The sequence below is a fragment of the Olsenella uli DSM 7084 genome (assembly GCF_000143845.1).
Lineage (GTDB): Bacteria > Actinomycetota > Coriobacteriia > Coriobacteriales > Atopobiaceae > Olsenella > Olsenella uli.
The window spans coordinates 213,934-231,224 of the sequence record NC_014363.1 but is presented as its reverse complement, the minus strand read 5'-3'; the positions used below and the strand labels follow the sequence as shown (position 1 = coordinate 231,224).

14 protein-coding genes are annotated in these 17,291 nt (G+C 65.9%); 4 read left to right on the top strand and 10 right to left on the bottom strand.

Going from position 1 to position 17,291, the window contains the following annotated elements:
* Position 1 precedes the first annotated feature (1 nt).
* The 9 genes from OLSU_RS01020 to OLSU_RS00980 all read right to left on the bottom strand — a co-directional run bounded on the left by OLSU_RS01020 (position 2) and on the right by OLSU_RS00980 (position 10,041).
* Entirely contained in the window at positions 2-1,273 is a 1,272-nt protein-coding gene (locus tag OLSU_RS01020; RefSeq protein ID WP_013251081.1) for a 4Fe-4S binding protein, read from the bottom strand.
* Between the two features lie 126 nt (positions 1,274-1,399).
* On the bottom strand, positions 1,400-2,731 hold the full coding sequence (locus OLSU_RS01015) for a pyrimidine-nucleoside phosphorylase (protein ID WP_013251080.1): 1,332 nt from the start codon (positions 2,729-2,731) through the stop codon (positions 1,400-1,402).
* A complete protein-coding gene (locus tag OLSU_RS01010) occupies positions 2,728-3,174 on the bottom strand; it encodes a cytidine deaminase (protein ID WP_013251079.1) in 447 nt (148 codons plus the stop codon). Before OLSU_RS01010 ends, OLSU_RS01015 begins: the two co-directional genes overlap by 4 nt.
* Before the next feature lie 93 nt (positions 3,175-3,267).
* Positions 3,268-4,188, bottom strand: coding sequence for an ABC transporter permease (locus OLSU_RS01005; protein WP_013251078.1), 921 nt, complete (start codon positions 4,186-4,188; stop codon positions 3,268-3,270).
* Positions 4,178-5,311: an ABC transporter permease gene (locus OLSU_RS01000; protein WP_013251077.1), complete on the bottom strand. Its 1,134-nt coding sequence runs from the start codon at positions 5,309-5,311 to the stop codon at positions 4,178-4,180. Before OLSU_RS01000 ends, OLSU_RS01005 begins: the two co-directional genes overlap by 11 nt.
* On the bottom strand, positions 5,308-6,837 hold the full coding sequence (locus OLSU_RS00995) for an ABC transporter ATP-binding protein (protein ID WP_013251076.1): 1,530 nt from the start codon (positions 6,835-6,837) through the stop codon (positions 5,308-5,310). Before OLSU_RS00995 ends, OLSU_RS01000 begins: the two co-directional genes overlap by 4 nt.
* A gap of 101 nt (positions 6,838-6,938) precedes the next feature.
* Positions 6,939-8,009 (bottom strand): BMP family ABC transporter substrate-binding protein, encoded by a 1,071-nt coding sequence (locus tag OLSU_RS00990; protein ID WP_013251075.1) that lies wholly within the window; start codon positions 8,007-8,009, stop codon positions 6,939-6,941.
* 108 nt (positions 8,010-8,117) lie between these two features.
* Positions 8,118-8,846 carry a purine-nucleoside phosphorylase gene (deoD, locus tag OLSU_RS00985; protein ID WP_013251074.1) on the bottom strand — a complete coding sequence of 243 codons (729 nt, stop codon included), beginning with the start codon at positions 8,844-8,846 and terminating at the stop codon, positions 8,118-8,120.
* On the bottom strand, positions 8,839-10,041 hold the full coding sequence (locus OLSU_RS00980) for a phosphopentomutase (RefSeq protein ID WP_013251073.1): 1,203 nt from the start codon (positions 10,039-10,041) through the stop codon (positions 8,839-8,841). The genes deoD and OLSU_RS00980 overlap by 8 nt, the downstream gene beginning before the upstream one ends.
* 344 nt (positions 10,042-10,385) lie before the next feature.
* Between OLSU_RS00980 and OLSU_RS00975 the strand changes: the two genes are divergently transcribed.
* The 4 genes from OLSU_RS00975 (at position 10,386) to OLSU_RS00960 (ending at position 15,136) form a co-directional block, all read left to right on the top strand.
* On the top strand, positions 10,386-11,486 hold the full coding sequence (locus OLSU_RS00975) for a PfkB family carbohydrate kinase (RefSeq protein WP_013251072.1): 1,101 nt from the start codon (positions 10,386-10,388) through the stop codon (positions 11,484-11,486).
* 92 nt (positions 11,487-11,578) lie between these two features.
* Positions 11,579-12,508, top strand: a complete 930-nt coding sequence (locus tag OLSU_RS00970) for a pseudouridine-5'-phosphate glycosidase (RefSeq protein WP_013251071.1) — start codon at positions 11,579-11,581, stop codon at positions 12,506-12,508.
* A 235-nt stretch (positions 12,509-12,743) separates the two neighbouring features.
* Positions 12,744-14,243 carry a YjjI family glycine radical enzyme gene (locus tag OLSU_RS00965; RefSeq protein ID WP_013251070.1) on the top strand — a complete coding sequence of 500 codons (1,500 nt, stop codon included), beginning with the start codon at positions 12,744-12,746 and terminating at the stop codon, positions 14,241-14,243.
* Positions 14,243-15,136, top strand: coding sequence for a YjjW family glycine radical enzyme activase (locus OLSU_RS00960; protein ID WP_013251069.1), 894 nt, complete (start codon positions 14,243-14,245; stop codon positions 15,134-15,136). The genes OLSU_RS00965 and OLSU_RS00960 overlap by 1 nt, the downstream gene beginning before the upstream one ends.
* A gap of 512 nt (positions 15,137-15,648) precedes the next feature.
* Here OLSU_RS00960 and groL read toward each other — a convergent pair.
* Positions 15,649-17,289, bottom strand: coding sequence for a chaperonin GroEL (gene groL / locus OLSU_RS00955; protein WP_013251068.1), 1,641 nt, complete (start codon positions 17,287-17,289; stop codon positions 15,649-15,651).
* Positions 17,290-17,291: the final 2 nt, after the last annotated feature.

Genomic DNA, 17,291 nt, shown 5'->3' with positions numbered 1-17,291 from the left:
CCTACTCGTCGGCCAGGCGCTCGAGCGCATCGAGCCCGTGCTCGAGCCGGCGCCTACCCCTCTCTCTGGCAAGCGCCACCTGGGCGCGCTGCCGCTCGGCAGCCTTCCTCCTGCGCTCCGCCTCCTCGTCGCGGATGACGAGGTCCTGCGGGTCGCAGGGCTCCATGGCGAGCGCATGCTCGGGGCACACGGTGGCGCAGGCGCCGCAGTTCACGCAGTAGGCGGGCTCCACCGAGAAGTGTCCGCGCTCGTCCAGGTCACAGGCATGCGGGGGACAGGCCGTGACGCAGGCGCCGCACATCGTGCAGAGCGTGGGGTCACAGACCGGCACCCTGAGCTCGAGGTCCCTCGAGAGGCCCGGATGATGCTGGATGGCGGTGAGCATCATCTTGCGCTTCTGGGTGAGGATGCGCCTGCGGTTTCCCGAGGTCTTGCCGCCCACGGTCCGCTCGAGGGAGCGCTGCATCTCGTAGATCTGGTTGGAGTGCTGCTGTATGCGCCGTGCCACGGCCTGGATGCCGCCCAGGGCGGGGTTCGCGGTCGCGGCGAGCGACTGCCCCGCACGCACCATCTGCCCCATGAACTGGCTGCGCTTGTAGGCGCGCGACTGCTCGTGGTTGAGGTCCCCCTCCTCCACCTCAAGGCCCACCGAAGCGCCCGTCAACTCCTCGGCCCTGGCGATCTGGGTGGCGTAGGCCTCCTCGCCCGTCGTGGTCCTACAACGGTCGCATATGCCCAGGGGCAGGTAGACGTCCACGTTATCGTACTCCGCGAGCAGGGAGAACCACAATTCCGATGGCACGGCCCCCACGCAGGGCAACACGATCTCGTTGTCCTTGGGAAGACGTCCCAGGGCGCGGGTGCAGGTGAGGTAGCAGCGCTCGTGGATCTGGGCGGCCCGAGCGACCTTGTCGTAGAGCGCCTTGGCCATGATCCTCTGGACGGGCAGCGCCTCGGTGGGGCAGACCATGGTGCAGAGGCCGCACTTGCGGCAGCCATCCGCAACCCTCACCGACGACTCGCCTATCTCGATGGCGTCGACAGGGCAGACGTCTAGGCAGCGGCGGCACACGTCGCGCCGCTTGGATGCGACGTCCAGGCAGAACACGGAGTTCGCACGAGGGCGCTCCTTGTAGTCTGCCGGGTTGAAGGTCTTGACCCCGCTGGGGTCGGCCGCAAGCCCGCGGGCGAGGTCGCCCAGCGGATTGGAGACCTTCCGCCAATCGCGCTGGATGTCGATGAGGTCATCGAGCATGTCGCGCTTGTCCGCCATACTTCCCTCTCCCCATGGGGCCTACGTGCGTGAGGTTGCAGTGTATCATCCTACCATCCACCGCCGAAGGAAGGGGCGAGGGGGCACGCCACCCGCGGCAGGCCCCTCCCACGCGAACCTCGTACCTCACGCGTCCGTGCGCTCCACACCCTCGCACGACACGCGCGCATGAAAGAGCGGCGGAGCCGCAGGAGGCTCGTCTCGGATGTCAAGCGCGTCGCGGAAGACGCGCTCCCCCTCGTCGAGCAGGCCCTCGTCCGCCGCGAAGAGCGTGGCGAGAAGATCGCCTTCGACCAGGCTGTCACCCGTCTTCTTCGCCAGGACGATGCCGGCAGAGTGGTCTATGGCGTCCTCCTTGCGGGCACGACCCGCGCCCAAGGCGACTGACGCCATGCCGCAGCGCTCCGTGTCCATCGAGAAGAGGTGTCCGTCCCGCGTGGCGCGCAGCTCGCGCGACAGCCGCGGCTCCACGAGCCTGGAGGCGCAGTCGTCCAGCACCGAGGCGTCTCCCCCCTGGGCAGCGACCATCTCCTTGAGCTTCGCGAGGCCCTCCCCGTTGGCGATCTGTCCACGGGCCAGAAGGCGGCATGCGTCCAGCTCGCCCCTCCCCGCCAAGAACAGGAGGTTGCCCGCCAGCTCCACGCAGACGTCCGTGAGGTCCCTCGGACCCTCTCCCCTGAGGGTGGCCACCGCCTCGCTCACCTCGAGGGCGTTCCCGATGCAGTTGCCCAGGGGCCGGCCCATGTCGGTGATGAGGGCGACGGTGGTGCGCCCCACGTGCTCTCCGATGGAGACCATGGACTTGGCAAGCGCGATGGCGTCATCTACGGTCTTCATGAAGGCGCCGCTGCCGCACTTCACGTCAAGCAGGATCTTGTCGGATCCTGCGGCGATCTTCTTGCTCATGATGCTCGAGGCGATGAGCGGCAGGCTGTCCACGGTCGCCGTGACGTCGCGCAGCGCGTAGAGCTTCTTGTCTGCGGGCACGAGGTTGCCCGTCTGTCCGACGATGGCGACGCCCACCGTCCTCACGATCTCCTCGAAGCGCGCACCATCTATGTCACAGGAGAGCCCGGGGATGGACTCCAGCTTGTCGAGGGTGCCACCCGTGTGGCCCAGGCCACGTCCGCTCATCTTCGCCATGCGCACGCCGAGCGAGGCCACGATGGGAGCGACCGCCAGCGAGGTCTTGTCACCCACGCCACCCGTGGAGTGCTTGTCCACCTTGACGCCGTCTATGCCCGACAGGTCCACGACGTCGCCCGAGCGCACCATGTCCATGGTGAGGCTGGCCGTCTCGCGCTCCGTCATGCCCTGGTAGTAGATGGCCATGCACAGGGCCGAGGCCTGATAGTCGGGAATCTCGCCGGAGGAGTAGCCGTCGACGAAGAACCTGATCTCCTCGTCGCTCAGCTCCCCCCCATTGCGCTTGTGCTCGATGACGTCGTACATCCTCACTGTGCATCAGCCTCCCCGTTGTCATCCGCACGCCTGAGGTCCTCGGGCCCAAAGCCCATCGGCAGCAGCTCCTTGAGGAGATAGCCCCGCATGTCCTGTGGCGAACGTGCAAGCACGACCCTGAAGCTCCCGGGATCGCAGAACTCGCGCAAGACCTGGCGGCACACCCCGCAGGGGGCGCACCAGTCGCTGATGGGCCTGCCCTCGGCCCCGCCCACGACGGCGATGGCCACGAAGCCTCGCACCCCCTCGCTCACCGCCTTGAAGATGGCCGTGCGCTCCGCGCAGTTACCTGGCGAGTAGGCCGCGTTCTCGATGTTGCAGCCATGCCACACGCGCCCGTCCGCGTCCAGCAGCGCGGCGCCGACGGAGAAGTGCGAGTAGGGCACGTACGCGCCCTCGCGGGCAACGATAGCCTCTCGCACGAGCTCGCTGTCTTCCATCCCCCATCGCTCCTTCCGGAAAGAATGAGTCAGGAGGGGCCCACAGGGCATGGCGCGCTGGCGGGCCCCTCCTGGTAGCATACGTGCCTTGCCTTAGCGCCCGCCCTTGATGTAGGGGACGCCGTCCGCCTTGGGGGCCTCGGAGCGGCCCACGAACAGCACCAGCACGACGATGGTCATGACGTAGGGGAACATGGCCACGATCTGGCTGGGGATGGGGGTCGCTCCACCGCCGAGGATGACCGCGAGGGCCTGCGCAAGACCAAAGAGCAGGCAGGCGCCATAGGCACCCTGCGGCTTCCACTTGCCGAAGATGACCGCGGCGAGCGCGATGAAGCCCTGGCCGCTGATGGCCGTCTGGGTGAACTGGGAGATGATGGCCAGCGTCACCGACGCGCCACCGAACCCTGCCAGAAGCCCCGAGACGAGCACGCAGACGTAGCGGGTGCGTCCCACGTCGATGCCAAGGGTGTCGGCAGCCGCCGGGTGCTCGCCCACGGCACGGACGCGCAGTCCCCACTTGGTCTTGTACAGCACGAACCAGACGACCAGTGCCGCCACGAGCGCGAGCATGACCGTGACGTCCACGTTGAGGTTGGAGAACTCCGTGCCCGCAAAGGCCCCCTCGCCAAAGAGCTTGGGAAGCGTGGTGACGGGAGGGGTCATGGCCGCGTTGTCGAAGAGCCTGCGGCAGACGAACAGCGACACACCAGGCGCAAGCAGGTTGATGGCCACGCCCGAGACGGTCTGGTCCGCATTGAACGTCACCGAGGCGATGGCGTGCAGCAGCGCGATGAGCGTGCCCGCGATGCCGGCAGCCAAAAAGCCAAGCCAGGGGTTGCCCGTGAAGTAGCTGGTGGAGGCTGCGGCTATGGCACCAACCGACATCATGCCCTCGATGCCGATGTTGGTGACGCCCGAGCGCTCCGAGACTACGCCTCCCAGGGCACCGAACACGAGAGGCGTCGAGTACATGAGCGTGATCCCCACGAGGAGAAGCAGATTACTGAGCATGTGCGGCCTCCTTCTCCCTCTTCTCGAGCCGTGCGGCGAGCATGGGGATGACTCCTCCGAGAGCCATGAAGAACACGATGGTCCCGATCATGATGTTGATGATGTCAGACGGTGCCCCCATGACCTGCTGGACTGTCTGGCCACCGTAGATGAGGCCGCTGAAGAGCAGGCTCGCCGGGATGCAGCCGATGGGCGAGCATCCCGCGATGAAGGCGACGGAGAGCCCGTTGAAGCCGGCGTTCTCGAAGGCGGCGAGGATGGACAGGCTGTGCGGGGCGGTGCCCGTGATCGTCAGCGCACCCGCAAGGCCGCAGAGGGCACCCGAGATGAGCATGCACAGGACGATGTTCTTCTCGACGCTGATGCCCGCGAAGCGGGCGGCTTCCCGGTTGAGGCCCACGGCGCGCATCTCATAGCCGCTCTTGGTGCGCGAGAGCAGGACGGCGACGAGGACCGCCGCCACGATGGCCACCAGGATGCCCACGTTGACGTCCGTCTTGACAAGCACGTCGTAAAGCCAGGGCACGTCCTTGAGCGTGTCCATGCCCGCCTCGGAGAGCTTCCAGTTGGGTAGGACCATGGTATAGCTCGAGGGGTTCACGGGATAGCTCGCCGTCGAGTCCGGCTGGTGGAACGCGCTCGTGTTGACCACGAAGTTGCAGAGGTAGAGGGCAATCCAGTTCATCATGATGCTCGTGATGACCTCGTGGATGCCGAAGCGCGCCTTGAGCCACCCGACGAAGGCCCCTCCCGCCGCGCCCCCGAGCATGCCCGCGAGGACCACGAGGGGAACCTGGATGGGGGCCGGGAGGTTGAGGGTGGTGCCCGCCATCACGGCGCAGATGGTGCCGATGATGTACTGCCCCTCGGCGCCGATGTTGAACAGGCCCACCTTGAACGCGAAGGCGACGGCGATGCCCGTGAGCAAAAGCGGCGTGGCCTTGATGACCACGTTGGAGATGTACTTGGGCTTGCCGAGCATCCCGTTGAACAGGGCCGCGAACGAGGCCAGGGGGTCATAGCCCGCAGCCGCGAGGACGATGGACGCGACGACGAAGCCGACGAGGATGGCGACCAACGAGGAGGTGATGGGCTTCCTCATGATCCTGATGAGCGTCTTCACTTGCTACCGCCTCCCGCCATCAGGAGGCCAAGCTCCTCCTCGCCCACGCTTCCCTGCTCGAAGCTGCCTACGATCTTCCCGCCGTAGATGACGTCGATGGTGTCCGAGACACTCATCACCTCGTCCAGCTCGAGCGAGATGAGAAGGACGGCCTTCCCCTTGTCGCGCTCGCGCACGAGCGTCTTGTGCACGAACTCTATGGCACCCACGTCCAGGCCACGTGTGGGCTGGACGGCAACGAGCAGTTCCGGGCTCCCGGAGACCTCGCGTGCGATGACGGCCTTCTGCTGGTTTCCTCCCGAGAGGCCCTTGGCGACGCTATCCTCGCAGCCCGACGGTCGAATGTCGAACTCCTCGATCAGCTCGCGGGTGAACGAGCGCATCTTGTCATAGTCGAGCATGAGCCCCTTGCCGAAGCGCTCCTCGCCATGGCGCTCGAGCACCATGTTCTCGGCCACGGTCATGGGCAGCACCATGCCGAAGCGGTGGCGGTCCGAGTGGACCGTGGCGACACCGTGGTCGAGGACGTAGCGGGGGCTCGTGTTCTGCAGCTCGGTCCCCTGCACGCTGATCGTTCCCGACTCGACCTTGACGAGACAGGTGATGGCGTCGACGAGTTCCTTCTGGCCGTTGCCGTCGACTCCCGCTATGCCCACGATCTCCCCGGCGCGCACGTCGAGGGAGAGGCCCGTCACCTGCTCTATGCCGCGCTCGTCCTTCACATGGAGGTCTCGGATGGACAGCACGGTCTCGCCCGGCGTGGCCGGGGCCTTCTCGACCGTGAGGTTGACGCGGCGCCCGACCATCTTGGCGGCAAGCTCGGCCTCGTCGACGTCGGCGACATCGACGGTGCCCATGTACTGTCCCCTGCGGATGATCGTGCACACGTCCGCCGAGGACATGATCTCCTTGAGCTTGTGGGTGATGATGATGATCGTCTTGCCCTTGCTCACGAGGTCACGCATGATCCTGATGAGCTGCTCGATCTCCTGGGGCGTCAAGACCGCCGTCGGCTCGTCGAGGATCAGGGTGTCGGCACCGCGGTAGAGGGCCTTGAGGATCTCCACGCGCTGCTGCATGCCGACCGTGATGTCCTCGATCTTGGCGTCGGGGTCGATGTCGAAGCCGTACTCGTCGACGATCTTGGCGACGTCCTCGCGGGCGCGCCTCATGTCAAGCGTCCCTGCAGGACCGCACACCTCGTCGCCGAGGATGATGTTCTCGGTGACGGTGAAGTTCTCCACGAGCATGAAGTGCTGGTGGACCATGCCGATACCGCGCTTGATGGCATCGCTGGGCCCGCCTATCTCCACGCGCTCGCCGCCAAGGTAGACCTCACCGGAATCTGCCTGATAGAGACCATACAGCACGTTCATGAGCGTCGACTTGCCCGCACCGTTCTCGCCGAGGATGGCGTGGACCGTCTGCCTGCGTACGTCGAGGTCAACCCCATCGAGAGCCGTGAACGTGCCGAACGTCTTGGTGATGCCGTGCATCTGCACGGCATACTCGGAGCATGCCTCCATGCATTACCTCCTTCGCCCTCCTGGGGCCCTGCAGCGGGGGAGCACCCGAAACGGGCGCTCCCCCTCACAAGGCAACGGTTGGGAATCGATTCGATGCGCCTCTAGAGCGCAGCGACGTACGTGGCGTAGTCGGCTTCGCTCGCGGGAGGAACGATGGAGCCGCCCCTGATCTTGTCGCCGAGCTCGATGGCGGCCTTGTAGACATCCTCACCCATGAGCTTGTGGTCCTCGGGGATGCCGACCGCCTCCTCGGACATGCCCAGGCTCATGTTGTCGCCACCGGAGACCTCCTTGGCCTCGATCTTCTGCGAGACCTCGATGACGGCCTTGTCGACGCGCTTGAGGGCGGAGGTCAGGACGTTGTCGGGGGCGAGGTAGGCCTGGTCCTTGTCGACGCCGATGGCGTACTTGTTGGCCTCCTTGGCTGCCTCGATGACACCCGTGCCCACGCCACCGGCAGCATGGAAGACCACGTCGCAGCCATCGGAGAACATCTTCGAGGCGATGGCCTTGCCCTTCGCGGAGTCGGTGAAGCTGTCGGCGTACTGGGCCGAGACCGTCACCTCGGTGCCCTTCTCCTTGGCACCATAGGCAACGCCGGCCTTGTAGCCCCACTCGAACTGGTCGATGATCGAGCTGGAGACGCCACCGACAAAGCCGACCTGACCGGTCTTGGTGGTGCAGGCGGCAATGTAGCCGACCATGAACGAGGGCTCCTGCGCACGGAAGCAGACGCCCACGAGGTTGGAGGGCGGGTTCTCGTAGGCGTTGTCGATGACGGCGAACTGCACGTCGGGGTTGGACTTGGCGCTGTTCTCGACGGCGTCTGCCATGGCAAAGCCAACGCCCCAGACGAGGTTGGCGTTGTCGTCCACGGCCTTGTCGAGGTTGGTGGCGTAGTCGGACTCCTGCTTGGACTCGAGGTAGCTGATGTCCCAGCCGCGCTCGTCCTTGAGCTTCTGCAGGCCCTCCCAGGCGAGCTGGTTGAACGACTGGTCGTTGACGCCGCCCGTGTCCGTGACCATCTGGATCTTGTAGCTGGCCTCGGAGGCCTTGTCGGTGGCACCGGTGTCGGTGCCGCCACTGGTGCCGCCACAGCCACCAAGGCCCAGGGTGACGGCGAGCGCGGCCGTCCCCCTCATGAACTGCCTGCGCGAGAGGTTCATGTTCATGCTCTTCTCCTTCTCCTATCTCCTCGCGCGGACCCTCGTCCGCGCGACACCCACTGCCCGCGGGGTCTACCCGCAGGCCTATCCACTAACACCATACGTCACGAGGCCCTACTTTTCTGCCTCGGGAACGGCGAGCGAGAGCGCCACCTCCATCATCTGCGTGAAGCTGGTCTGTCGCTCGGAGGCGGGAAGTGCCTCGCCCGTGAACACGAGGTCCGAGATGGAGAGCATCGCCAGCGCACGCTTGTGCGCATGGGCGGCGTTCATGTAGAGGGCTGCGGCCTCCATCTCGAGCGCAAGCACTCCCATGGCCGCCCAGCGCGCGGCACCCGTCTCATCTGCCGAGTAGAACGCGTCTTCTGAGAGCACGTTGCCCACACGCACGGGCACGCCCAGGCGCTCGGCCGACTCCACGGCACGACGGAGCAGGCCGAAGTCCGCAATGGGGGCGAAGGTCCCCGGCAGGGCGAACTGGCGCGCGTAGTTGGAGTCGGTGCAAGCCCCTTGGGCAATGACGAGGTCGCGCAGCCTGAGCCCGTCACCGATGCCACCAGCGCTACCGATGCGGACGATGGCGTCCACGCCGTAGAAGTTGTAGAGCTCGTACGAGTAGATCCCGATGGAGGGCATGCCCATGCCGCTGCCCATGACGGAGACGGGGTTTCCCTGGTAGGTGCCCGTGAAGCCAAGCATGTTGCGGACCCCGTTGAAGCAGGTCACATCCTCGAGGTAGCCCTCGGCGATGTAACGGGCGCGCAGGGGGTCGCCTGGCATGAGGACGAGCGGGGCGATCTGCCCCTCGAGGGCGTCGTTGTGGGGCGTGGGAACGCTAGCCATCGTCACGTACCTCCAGAATCTCGCTGACATGAGAGACGCCGACGCCAAGGGGGCTCGCGTCCAGATAGTCGAGGATGGTCGCCGAGACGTCCGCGAAGGTCGGACGTGTGCCAAGGTCCGCCCCTGCCCTTACGCGCGGCCCAGCGATGACCCAGGGCACGTACTCGCGCGAGTGGTCGGTCGAGGGCGTCACAGGGTCGCAGCCGTGATCGGCGACGATCATGAAGAGGTCGTCCTCGCGCAGCTTGGAGAGGATGGCGGGGACGTGCGCGTCGAAGTAGGCGAGCGCCTTGGCGTAGCCGTCGACGTCGTTGCGGTGACCGTAGATCATGTCCGTGTCCACCAGGTTCGTGAAGCACAGGCCCTCGAAGTCGCGGTCGAGCAGCTCGATGGTGCGCTCGATGCCCTCGGGGTTGCCCGTGGTAGGGATGGACTCCTTGATACCCCGATGGGCGAAGATGTCGAAGATCTTGCCCACGGAGATGACGTCTGCGCCCTCCTCGGTCAGCCGGTCGAGCATGGTCGTGCCCGTCGGCTCCAGCGAGAAGTCGTGACGACGGGGCGTGCGCACGTAGCTGCCGCTCTCTCCGACGAAGGGGCGAGCTATGACGCGGGCGACTCCGTGGGCGCCCGTCAGTATCCCGCGGGCAATGCGGCAGTACTCGTAGAGCTTCTCGCAGGGGACGACGTCCTCGTGCGCGGCGATCTGGAACACGCTGTCGGCTGAGGTGTAGACGATGAGGGCGCCCCGCTCCACCATCTCGTCCCCGAAGTCACGGATGACGTCAGTGCCCGAGTAGGGCCTGTTGCAGAGAACCTTGCGACCGCACTGGCGCTCGAACTCCTCTATGACCTCTGCAGGGAAGCCGTCGGGGTAGGTGGGGAAGAGCTTGGGCGAGATGACGCCTGCCATCTCCCAGTGCCCGACCGTGGTGTCCTTGCCCTTGGACGCCTCGCGCAGGCGCGCGAAGGCGCCCTGGGGAGCGCTCGTGGGCGAGAGGTGCACGTCATAGACGGAGTCCAGCGCACCCTCTATGTTAAACAACCCCAGGTCGCGCATATTGTCCATCGAGAAGTGCGGACTTGTCGCGCAGGCGCACAGGGTATTGCTGCCCTCGTCACCGTACTCCGCCGCATCGGGCGCCTCGCCGATGCCAAAGCTGTCGAGCACGACCAGGAACGCACGTCTGCCCATCCCCCACCTCCCAAACTCCTGCGCCCCCACGCGCACCCATCTCCCGGCGCGTCATGGGGGCAGCCACGAAACACGTACGAAATAACAGAGAAGACGATAGGACAGTTTGTCGTCTCGCAGGCCAGACTTCGGTCGATCGCAAGCAGACGGGGCCCATCGCGTCGTAAGCGGTTGTATTCGAGAGGCAGCTTATGTTCGCTCTGTGGACAAAGGCGCCGTGAGGGCCGAAATCGCCCCGGCCGACGGAAGTCCCTTGACAGAGGACTCGTCTCGATTCACTATTTTAAACAGGTGCTTATATATATAATCATATGCTTAAATTACGCAGCAGGAGCGGAGGGCACATGGACTCCCTGACAGAGCGAGAGCGGCAGATCCTCTCCTGGATAGAGGAGAACCCTGCCGTTACACAGTCCGAACTCGCCGGGCGGGCAGGCATCTCGCGCTCGTCCGTGGCCGTGCACGTCTCGAGCCTCATGCGCAAGGGAGCCATACTGGGGAGGCGCTACGTGGTGCGCAAGGCCCCCTACGTGACGGTCGTGGGCGGAGCCAACCTCGACATCGGCGGACGTCCCTTCCAGGAGCTCCGTCAACGCGATTCAAATCCAGGCAGCGTTACCACCTCACCCGGTGGGGCGGGCAGGAACATCGCCCACAACCTCGCGCTCCTGGGGCAGGACGTACGTCTCGTCTCCGCCTTCGGCACCGACGAGCGCGCGGCCCTGCTGACGGGAGCCTGTCGCAGCGCCGGCATAGACATCTCATCCTCCCTCACCGTAAGCGGCGGTACCACCTCCACCTACCTCTTCGTGGCGGACCGCAGGGGGGACATGAGCGTCGCCGTTGCCGACATGCGCATCTTCGACGAGCTCACGCCCGCCTTCCTCGAGCGCCACCTCGATGCCCTCGACCGCGCGGACGTCTGCGTCATCGACGCCAACCTGCCCGTGGCATCCATCCGCTACCTCTCCGAGCACGTGCGGGCGCCCCTCTTCTGCGATCCCGTCTCCACGGCAAAGGCCGAGAAGCTCGGGGGTGTCCTCGGGAGGCTCCACACGCTCAAGCCCAACCGTCTTGAGGCGGAGGTGCTCACGGGCGTGCACATCAGCGACCGCACGTCACTCGATAGAGCAGTGGACAGGCTTCTCGGGACGGGGCTCGAACGCGTCTTCGTCTCACTCGGAAGCGAGGGCGTCCTCTGTGCCGACCACACGCATCGTACCCTGCTCCCCCCCCTCGAGACCAGGGTGGCGAACACGACGGGGGCCGGGGACGCGATGATGGCGGCCATCACCTGGAGCTGGCTCTGCGGGCACTCCCTCGAGGAAGGCGGCCGCGCAGGAATCGCGGCGGCGGCCATCTGCGTGGAAAGCCCCGACACCATCAGCGCCTCCATGAGCGAGGACGCGCTCCTCGCCCGCATGGAGACCTGCACGACGGAGTGACGCGACGGTCGCGACCGCAGCCGCGACGGCCCGCTCGACATAGCACGAAGGAACGCGTGCCCCCTGCGGGGCAAGAAGGAAGGAGAGGTACCGTGAAGAACCTCAAGGATTACCTGGTCGTCTCGCCTGAGGTCCAGGAGGCGCTTGACAACAACAGGCCCGTCGTCGCCCTCGAGTCCACCATCATCTCCCATGGCATGCCCTACCCCAGAAACGTCGAGACCGCCCTCAACGTCGAGAGGATCATCCGCGACCACGGCGCCGTCCCCGCCACCATCGCCATCATCGGCGGCAAGCTCGTCGCCGGCTGCTCCGCCGAGCAGATCGAGCGCCTGGGCAAGAAGGGCCTCGAGGTGACCAAGGCGAGCCGCAGGGACCTCCCGGTGCTCATCGAGCGTGCGGCAGACGGCGCCTCCACCGTCGCCGCGACCATGATCATCGCCAGCCTGGCGGGCATCTCCGTGTTCGCCACGGGCGGCATCGGCGGAGTCCATCGCGGGGCCGAGACCACCATGGACGTCTCCGCCGACCTCGAGGAGCTCGCGCAGACGCCGGTCATGGTCATCTGCGCAGGTGCCAAGTCCATCCTCGACCTCGGTCTCACCCGCGAGTACCTCGAGACCAAGGGCGTCACCGTCCTGGGCTACCAGACCGACGTGCTCCCCGCGTTCTACACCCGCGAGAGCGCCTTCGGGGTCGACTACCGCGTTGACACCGCCTCCGAACTCGCCGGCATCTTCAATGCCAAGGAGGCCGTCGGCCTCAGGGGCGGTCTGCTCGTCACCAACCCCATCCCCGAGCAGTACTCCATGGATGCGGACGCGATCAACCAGACCATCGATGAGGCCGTCGCCGAGGCGGGCGCCCTGGGCGTGCGCGGCAAGGATATAACGCCCTACCTCCTCGACAAGATCCAGAAGATGACCGGCGGCGCCAGCCTCGAGGCCAACATCCAGCTGGTGTACAACAACGTCGCGCTGGGTGCCGAGGTCGCCAAGGAGCTCTGCGCACGCAGGGCGTAGCGTCCGAGGGACGTGGCAGGCGGGGGGCGCATCCCATCAGGGGTGCGCCCTTTCCCCTTGACGCCCCGTAGCGAAGGGCACCACAAAGGCAGCTGGCAAGGCAGCTGGCGATTTTCTCGCAAAAGTGGACAAATGTCCTCGTCTTGCCTTGGCTCGCTCCCATAAGATGGGGCTGACAGCTTGTTGCCTCAAAGCAGGGGAGGGCGACCGGAGCGAACGACGAAGGGAAGGCGCGATGAGCGGATTCATGGACATCATCACGGCGAGAAACCTCACCTACAAGCAGAAGGTGCTGCACCTGGCGCAGGCCGCTGAGAACAGCGAACATCCCCTCAAGACGACGAAGGAGTTCGACCGGCTGTTCGCCGCACATGCCATCGATGACATGTGCGAGGGCAACGCTCCCTACCGACCCCGCTACATCGCCCCCGACTACCAGCTCTTTGCCGAGCAGGGCAGCGACTTCTTGCGTCTGGACGCGCCCAAGGACCTCGACGACCTCCTCTGGGGCCTGGCCATGCTCTACGACAACGTCCCCTCCGTCACGAGCAGACCGGTCTACGTGGGCCAGCTCGATCGCGTCATCGAGCCCTTCATCGCGAACCTCGACGATGAGTCGGTCATGGACAGGCTCGCCCGCTTCCTCGACTACGTCGACCGCACCGTCGCCAGCGGCTACTGCCATGCCAACATCGGCCCGGAGTACACCCGCGCCGGAGAGCTGCTCCTCAGGGTCGAGCAGAGGCTGCAGAACGCCGTGCCCAACTTCACCCTCAAGTACGACCCTGCCATAACGCCCGACGGCTACGCCCGCCTCGCCCTCGAGACCACGATGCTCTGCTCGAACCCCGCCTTCGCCAACGACCGCATCCACCGAGAGACCTATCCTGACGACTACACGGTCGTGAGCTGCTACAACGTACTGCCCCTGCGCGGCGGGGCCTACTGCCTCGACCGCATCCTGCTGCCACATCTGGCAGAGCTCGCCACGGGCGTGGACGACTTCATGGACAACCTGATTCCCGAGGCCACAGGCGCGCTGCTCGAGTTCATGAACGAGCGCGTGCGCTTCATCGTAGAACGCTCCCACTTCTTCGAAAGCTCCTTCCTCGTGAGGGAGGGCCTGATCGAGCGCGAGCGCTTCTGTGGCATGTTTGGCGTCGCCGGCATGAGCGAATGCGTGGAGCGGCTCCTCTCCCCTGGCGGCAACCACGTCTATGGCACCGACCCCGAGGCCAATGCCCTCGCGGAGCGCATCATGGAGAGGATCTGCTCCCAGGTGGCCGGCTTCGACGCTGTCTACTCCGAGGTGGCCGGCGGCCACTTCCTCATGCATGCGCAGGCGGGCTTCTCTGACCAGAAGGGCGTCACGCCCGGCGTGCGCATCCGCGTGGGCGAGGAGCCAGAGAGCCTCTTCGACCACATCCGCATGCAGGCGCGCATGCACCGCTTCTTCAACACGGGCGTCTCGGATATCTTCCCCATCGAGCCGACGGCCAAGGGCAACCCCGACGCCCTGCTCGATGTGGTGAAGGGAGCCTTTGCCCTGGATGACAAGTACCTCTCGTTCTACTCGTCTGACAGCGACCTCGTGCGCATCACCGGCTTCCTGGCCAAGCGCTCCGAGATGGAGCGCTTCCAGGGCGGCGGCGCCGTGCTGCAGGACACCGCCCACGACGGCCTGGGCAACTACACCGCCAACCACCTCGCGGACCGCAAGGTCAGCCTCGGGTGATGCCAGCTGACGACGCTGCCGCCCCCAGATTGGGAAGGCGGGCATCCGAGCGCACATCCGAGCGCGTGATGGTGAACAAGGTCATCCCCTTCAGCCTGGTGGATGGCCCGGGTTCGCGCTGCTCCGTCTTCCTACAGGGGTGCAACATCCGTTGTGCCTACTGCCACAACCCCGAGACCCAGGCGACATGCATCAACTGCACGGACTGCGTTGCCGGCTGCCCGTCGGGCGCACTCTCGCTGCGCGAGGGGCGCGTGGTGTGGGACGAGGCCACGTGCATTGGCTGCGACCAGTGCATCCACGTCTGCGGCCACAGGGCCTCCCCCAAGGTGCGCCTCCTGGACGCCGGGGAGGTCTTTGGCATCGTGCGCGGCTACGTGCCCTTCATCCGCGGCGTGACCACCTCGGGCGGCGAGTGCATGCTGCACCCTCGCTTCCTGAAGGGGCTCTTTGAGCGCTGCCGGGGCATCGGGCTGGAAACGCTCATCGACACCAACGGCACCATCGACTTCGAGGGACACGAGGACCTCCTTGCCGTGGCCAATGGCGTCATGCTCGACGTGAAGGCCTGGGACGACGGGCTCTTTCGTCGCCTGACGGGCTCGGGCAACGCCACCGTCCTGAAGAACCTTGCGTTCTTGGGCGAGCGGGACAAACTCGAGGAGATACGCGTCGTCGTGGTGGACGGCTGGAACGACCCCGAGGACGCCATCGACGGCATCGCGGATACCTTGGGCGAGCTGGTCGGCAGGCAGCGCCTGAAGCTCATCCGGTTTCGGCGCTTTGGCGTCATCGGCGAGCTCTCCTCGATGGCCTCGCCCAGCGACGAGCGCATGGCGCAGCTGGAGCGCCGCGCGCGCGATGTCGGCTTTGGGGAGGTGGTCACCACCTAGGGGTGGCGGTCGTTACCTGGAGCTAGGGCGACCGATGGCGCCTAAGCCTGTAGGCCAAGCGACACTGCCACGCCGGACCCACCAGAAGTGTGTACCCGTGCTGTGGAAGTGTGTGCCTGTGCTGTGGAAGTGTGTGCCTGCGCCCACCTCTGCTTTTTTCGGCAGCCACTGTACCTGCGATGATGTCGAGGGGCACATGTCGATCGGGCTTTGTACTCCTCTCCAAAGGACGAAAAAGTACTCACTTCTGGCGAAGCGGTGCACACTTCTGGGGGCCGAGAGACGACGCCAAGCCGCGAAGGTCGATGCCAAGAGGGGCGGCACCAAGGGACGCGAGAAGGGACGCGAGTGAGACCTGCGAGCTCCTCCTTTGTCGGTCTCCTTGGAGCACCCAGGCTGCCTCGATGGACGCGGACCGGCAGAGACAGACGCCCTGACCCTCGCATGAGGGACAGGGCGTCTTGGCATGTCACTCGGCTGTGAGAGCAAGCAGCTCGGTAAGAGCGGATGGCTTAGTACATGCCGCCGCCCTGGCCGCCGGCAGCAGCCGCACGGGAGATGGCATCCTCGATCGAGGTGTCCTTGGGCTCGTCAGAGACGGTGGCCTCGGTGATGAGGATCAGGCCCGAGACGGAGGCCGCATTCTGCAGCGTGGTGCGGGTGACCTTGACGGGGTCGAGAACGCCCATCTCGATCATGTCGCCCCACTCGCCGTTTGCGGAGTCGAGGCCCTCGCCCTCGGGCAGGCCCTTGATCTTCTCGACCACGACGGAGCCCTCGAAGCCGGCGTTCTGGGCGATGGTCCTCACAGGCGCGGAGAGGGCCTTGCGGATGATCTCGACGCCGATGCGCTCGTCGTTGTCGGCGCAGTCGACGTCGTCCAGGGCCTTGGTGGCCTGCAGGAAGGCGACGCCGCCGCCGGCGACGATACCCTCCTCGACGGCCGCGCGGGTGGCCTGCAGGGCATCCTCGATGCGGTGCTTGACCTCCTTGAGCTCGACCTCGGTGGCGGCGCCGACCTTGATGACCGCAACGCCGCCGGCCAGCTTGGCCTTGCGCTCCTGAAGCTTCTCGCGGTCGAAGTCGGAGTCGGTGTTCTCGATCTCCGAGTTGATCTGGCCCAGACGCTCCTCGATGGCCTCCTTGGAGCCGGCACCATCGACGATGGTGGTCTCGTCCTTGGTGACCTTGACCGACTTGGCGCGACCGAGCATCTCGGCGGTAACGTCGGTGAGCTCGACGCCGAGCTCCTTCATGGCAGGCTGGCCACCGGTGAGGATGGCGATGTCCTCGAGCATGCGCTTGCGACGGTCACCATAGCCGGGGGCCTTGACGGCACAGACGTTGAGGGTGCCGCGCAGCTTGTTGAGGATCAGGGTCGCGAGGGCCTCGCCGTCGACGTCCTCGGCGATGAGAAGCAGCGGGGAGCCACTCTTCTGGATGGCCTCGAGGACCGGCAGGATGTCCTGGATGTTGGAGATCTTCTGGTCGGTCATCAGGATGTAGGGGTTCTGGAGCTCGGCCGTCATGTTCTCGTTGTTGGTGGCGAAGTACGGGGAGATGTAGCCCTTGTCGAACTGCATGCCCTCGACGGTGTCGATGTCGATGCCGAAGGTCTGGGAGTCCTCGACGGTGATGACGCCGTCCTTGCCCACGACCTCCATGGCCTCGGAGATCTTGGCCCCGATCGCGGGATCGCCGGCGGAGATGGTGCCGACGGAGGCAATCTGCTCGGAGGTGGAGACGTCGCGGGCGGCCTTCTTCATCTCGTCGACGGCAGCGGTGACGGCCTTGTCGACACCACGACGGATGGCGATGGGGTTGGCGCCGGCGGCGACGTTGCGCAGGCCCTCGTTGACGATGACCTGGGCGAGCAGGGTCGCGGTGGTGGTGCCGTCACCCACGGTGTCGTTGGTCTTGGTGGCGACCTCCTTCACCAGCTGGGCACCCATGTTCTCGATCGGGTCCTTGAGCTCGATCTCCTTGGCGACGGAGACGCCGTCGTTGGTGATCGTGGGGGCGCCGAAGGAGCGCTCGATCGCGACGTAGCGGCCCTTGGGGCCCATGGTGGTGGTGACGGCGTCAGCCAGCGTGTTCACGCCCTTGGCGAGCTTGGCGCGGGCGTCGGTGCCGAAAGCAATGTCCTTGGCCATTG

Excerpts from the sequence above, each read along its gene's own strand:
- OLSU_RS01020 (WP_013251081.1), bottom strand. The coding sequence starts at position 1,273 with ATGGCGGACAAGCGCGACATGCTCGATGACCTCATCGACATCCAGCGC.
- OLSU_RS01010 (WP_013251079.1), bottom strand. The coding sequence starts at position 3,174 with ATGGAAGACAGCGAGCTCGTGCGAGAGGCTATCGTTGCCCGCGAGGGC.
- OLSU_RS01005 (WP_013251078.1), bottom strand. The coding sequence starts at position 4,188 with ATGCTCAGTAATCTGCTTCTCCTCGTGGGGATCACGCTCATGTACTCG.
- OLSU_RS00995 (WP_013251076.1), bottom strand. The coding sequence starts at position 6,837 with ATGGAGGCATGCTCCGAGTATGCCGTGCAGATGCACGGCATCACCAAG.
- OLSU_RS00990 (WP_013251075.1), bottom strand. The coding sequence starts at position 8,009 with ATGAACATGAACCTCTCGCGCAGGCAGTTCATGAGGGGGACGGCCGCG.
- deoD (WP_013251074.1), bottom strand. The coding sequence starts at position 8,846 with ATGGCTAGCGTTCCCACGCCCCACAACGACGCCCTCGAGGGGCAGATC.
- OLSU_RS00980 (WP_013251073.1), bottom strand. The coding sequence starts at position 10,041 with ATGGGCAGACGTGCGTTCCTGGTCGTGCTCGACAGCTTTGGCATCGGC.
- OLSU_RS00975 (WP_013251072.1), top strand. The coding sequence starts at position 10,386 with ATGGACTCCCTGACAGAGCGAGAGCGGCAGATCCTCTCCTGGATAGAG.
- OLSU_RS00965 (WP_013251070.1), top strand. The coding sequence starts at position 12,744 with ATGAGCGGATTCATGGACATCATCACGGCGAGAAACCTCACCTACAAG.
- OLSU_RS00960 (WP_013251069.1), top strand. The coding sequence starts at position 14,243 with ATGCCAGCTGACGACGCTGCCGCCCCCAGATTGGGAAGGCGGGCATCC.
- groL (WP_013251068.1), bottom strand. The coding sequence starts at position 17,289 with ATGGCCAAGGACATTGCTTTCGGCACCGACGCCCGCGCCAAGCTCGCC.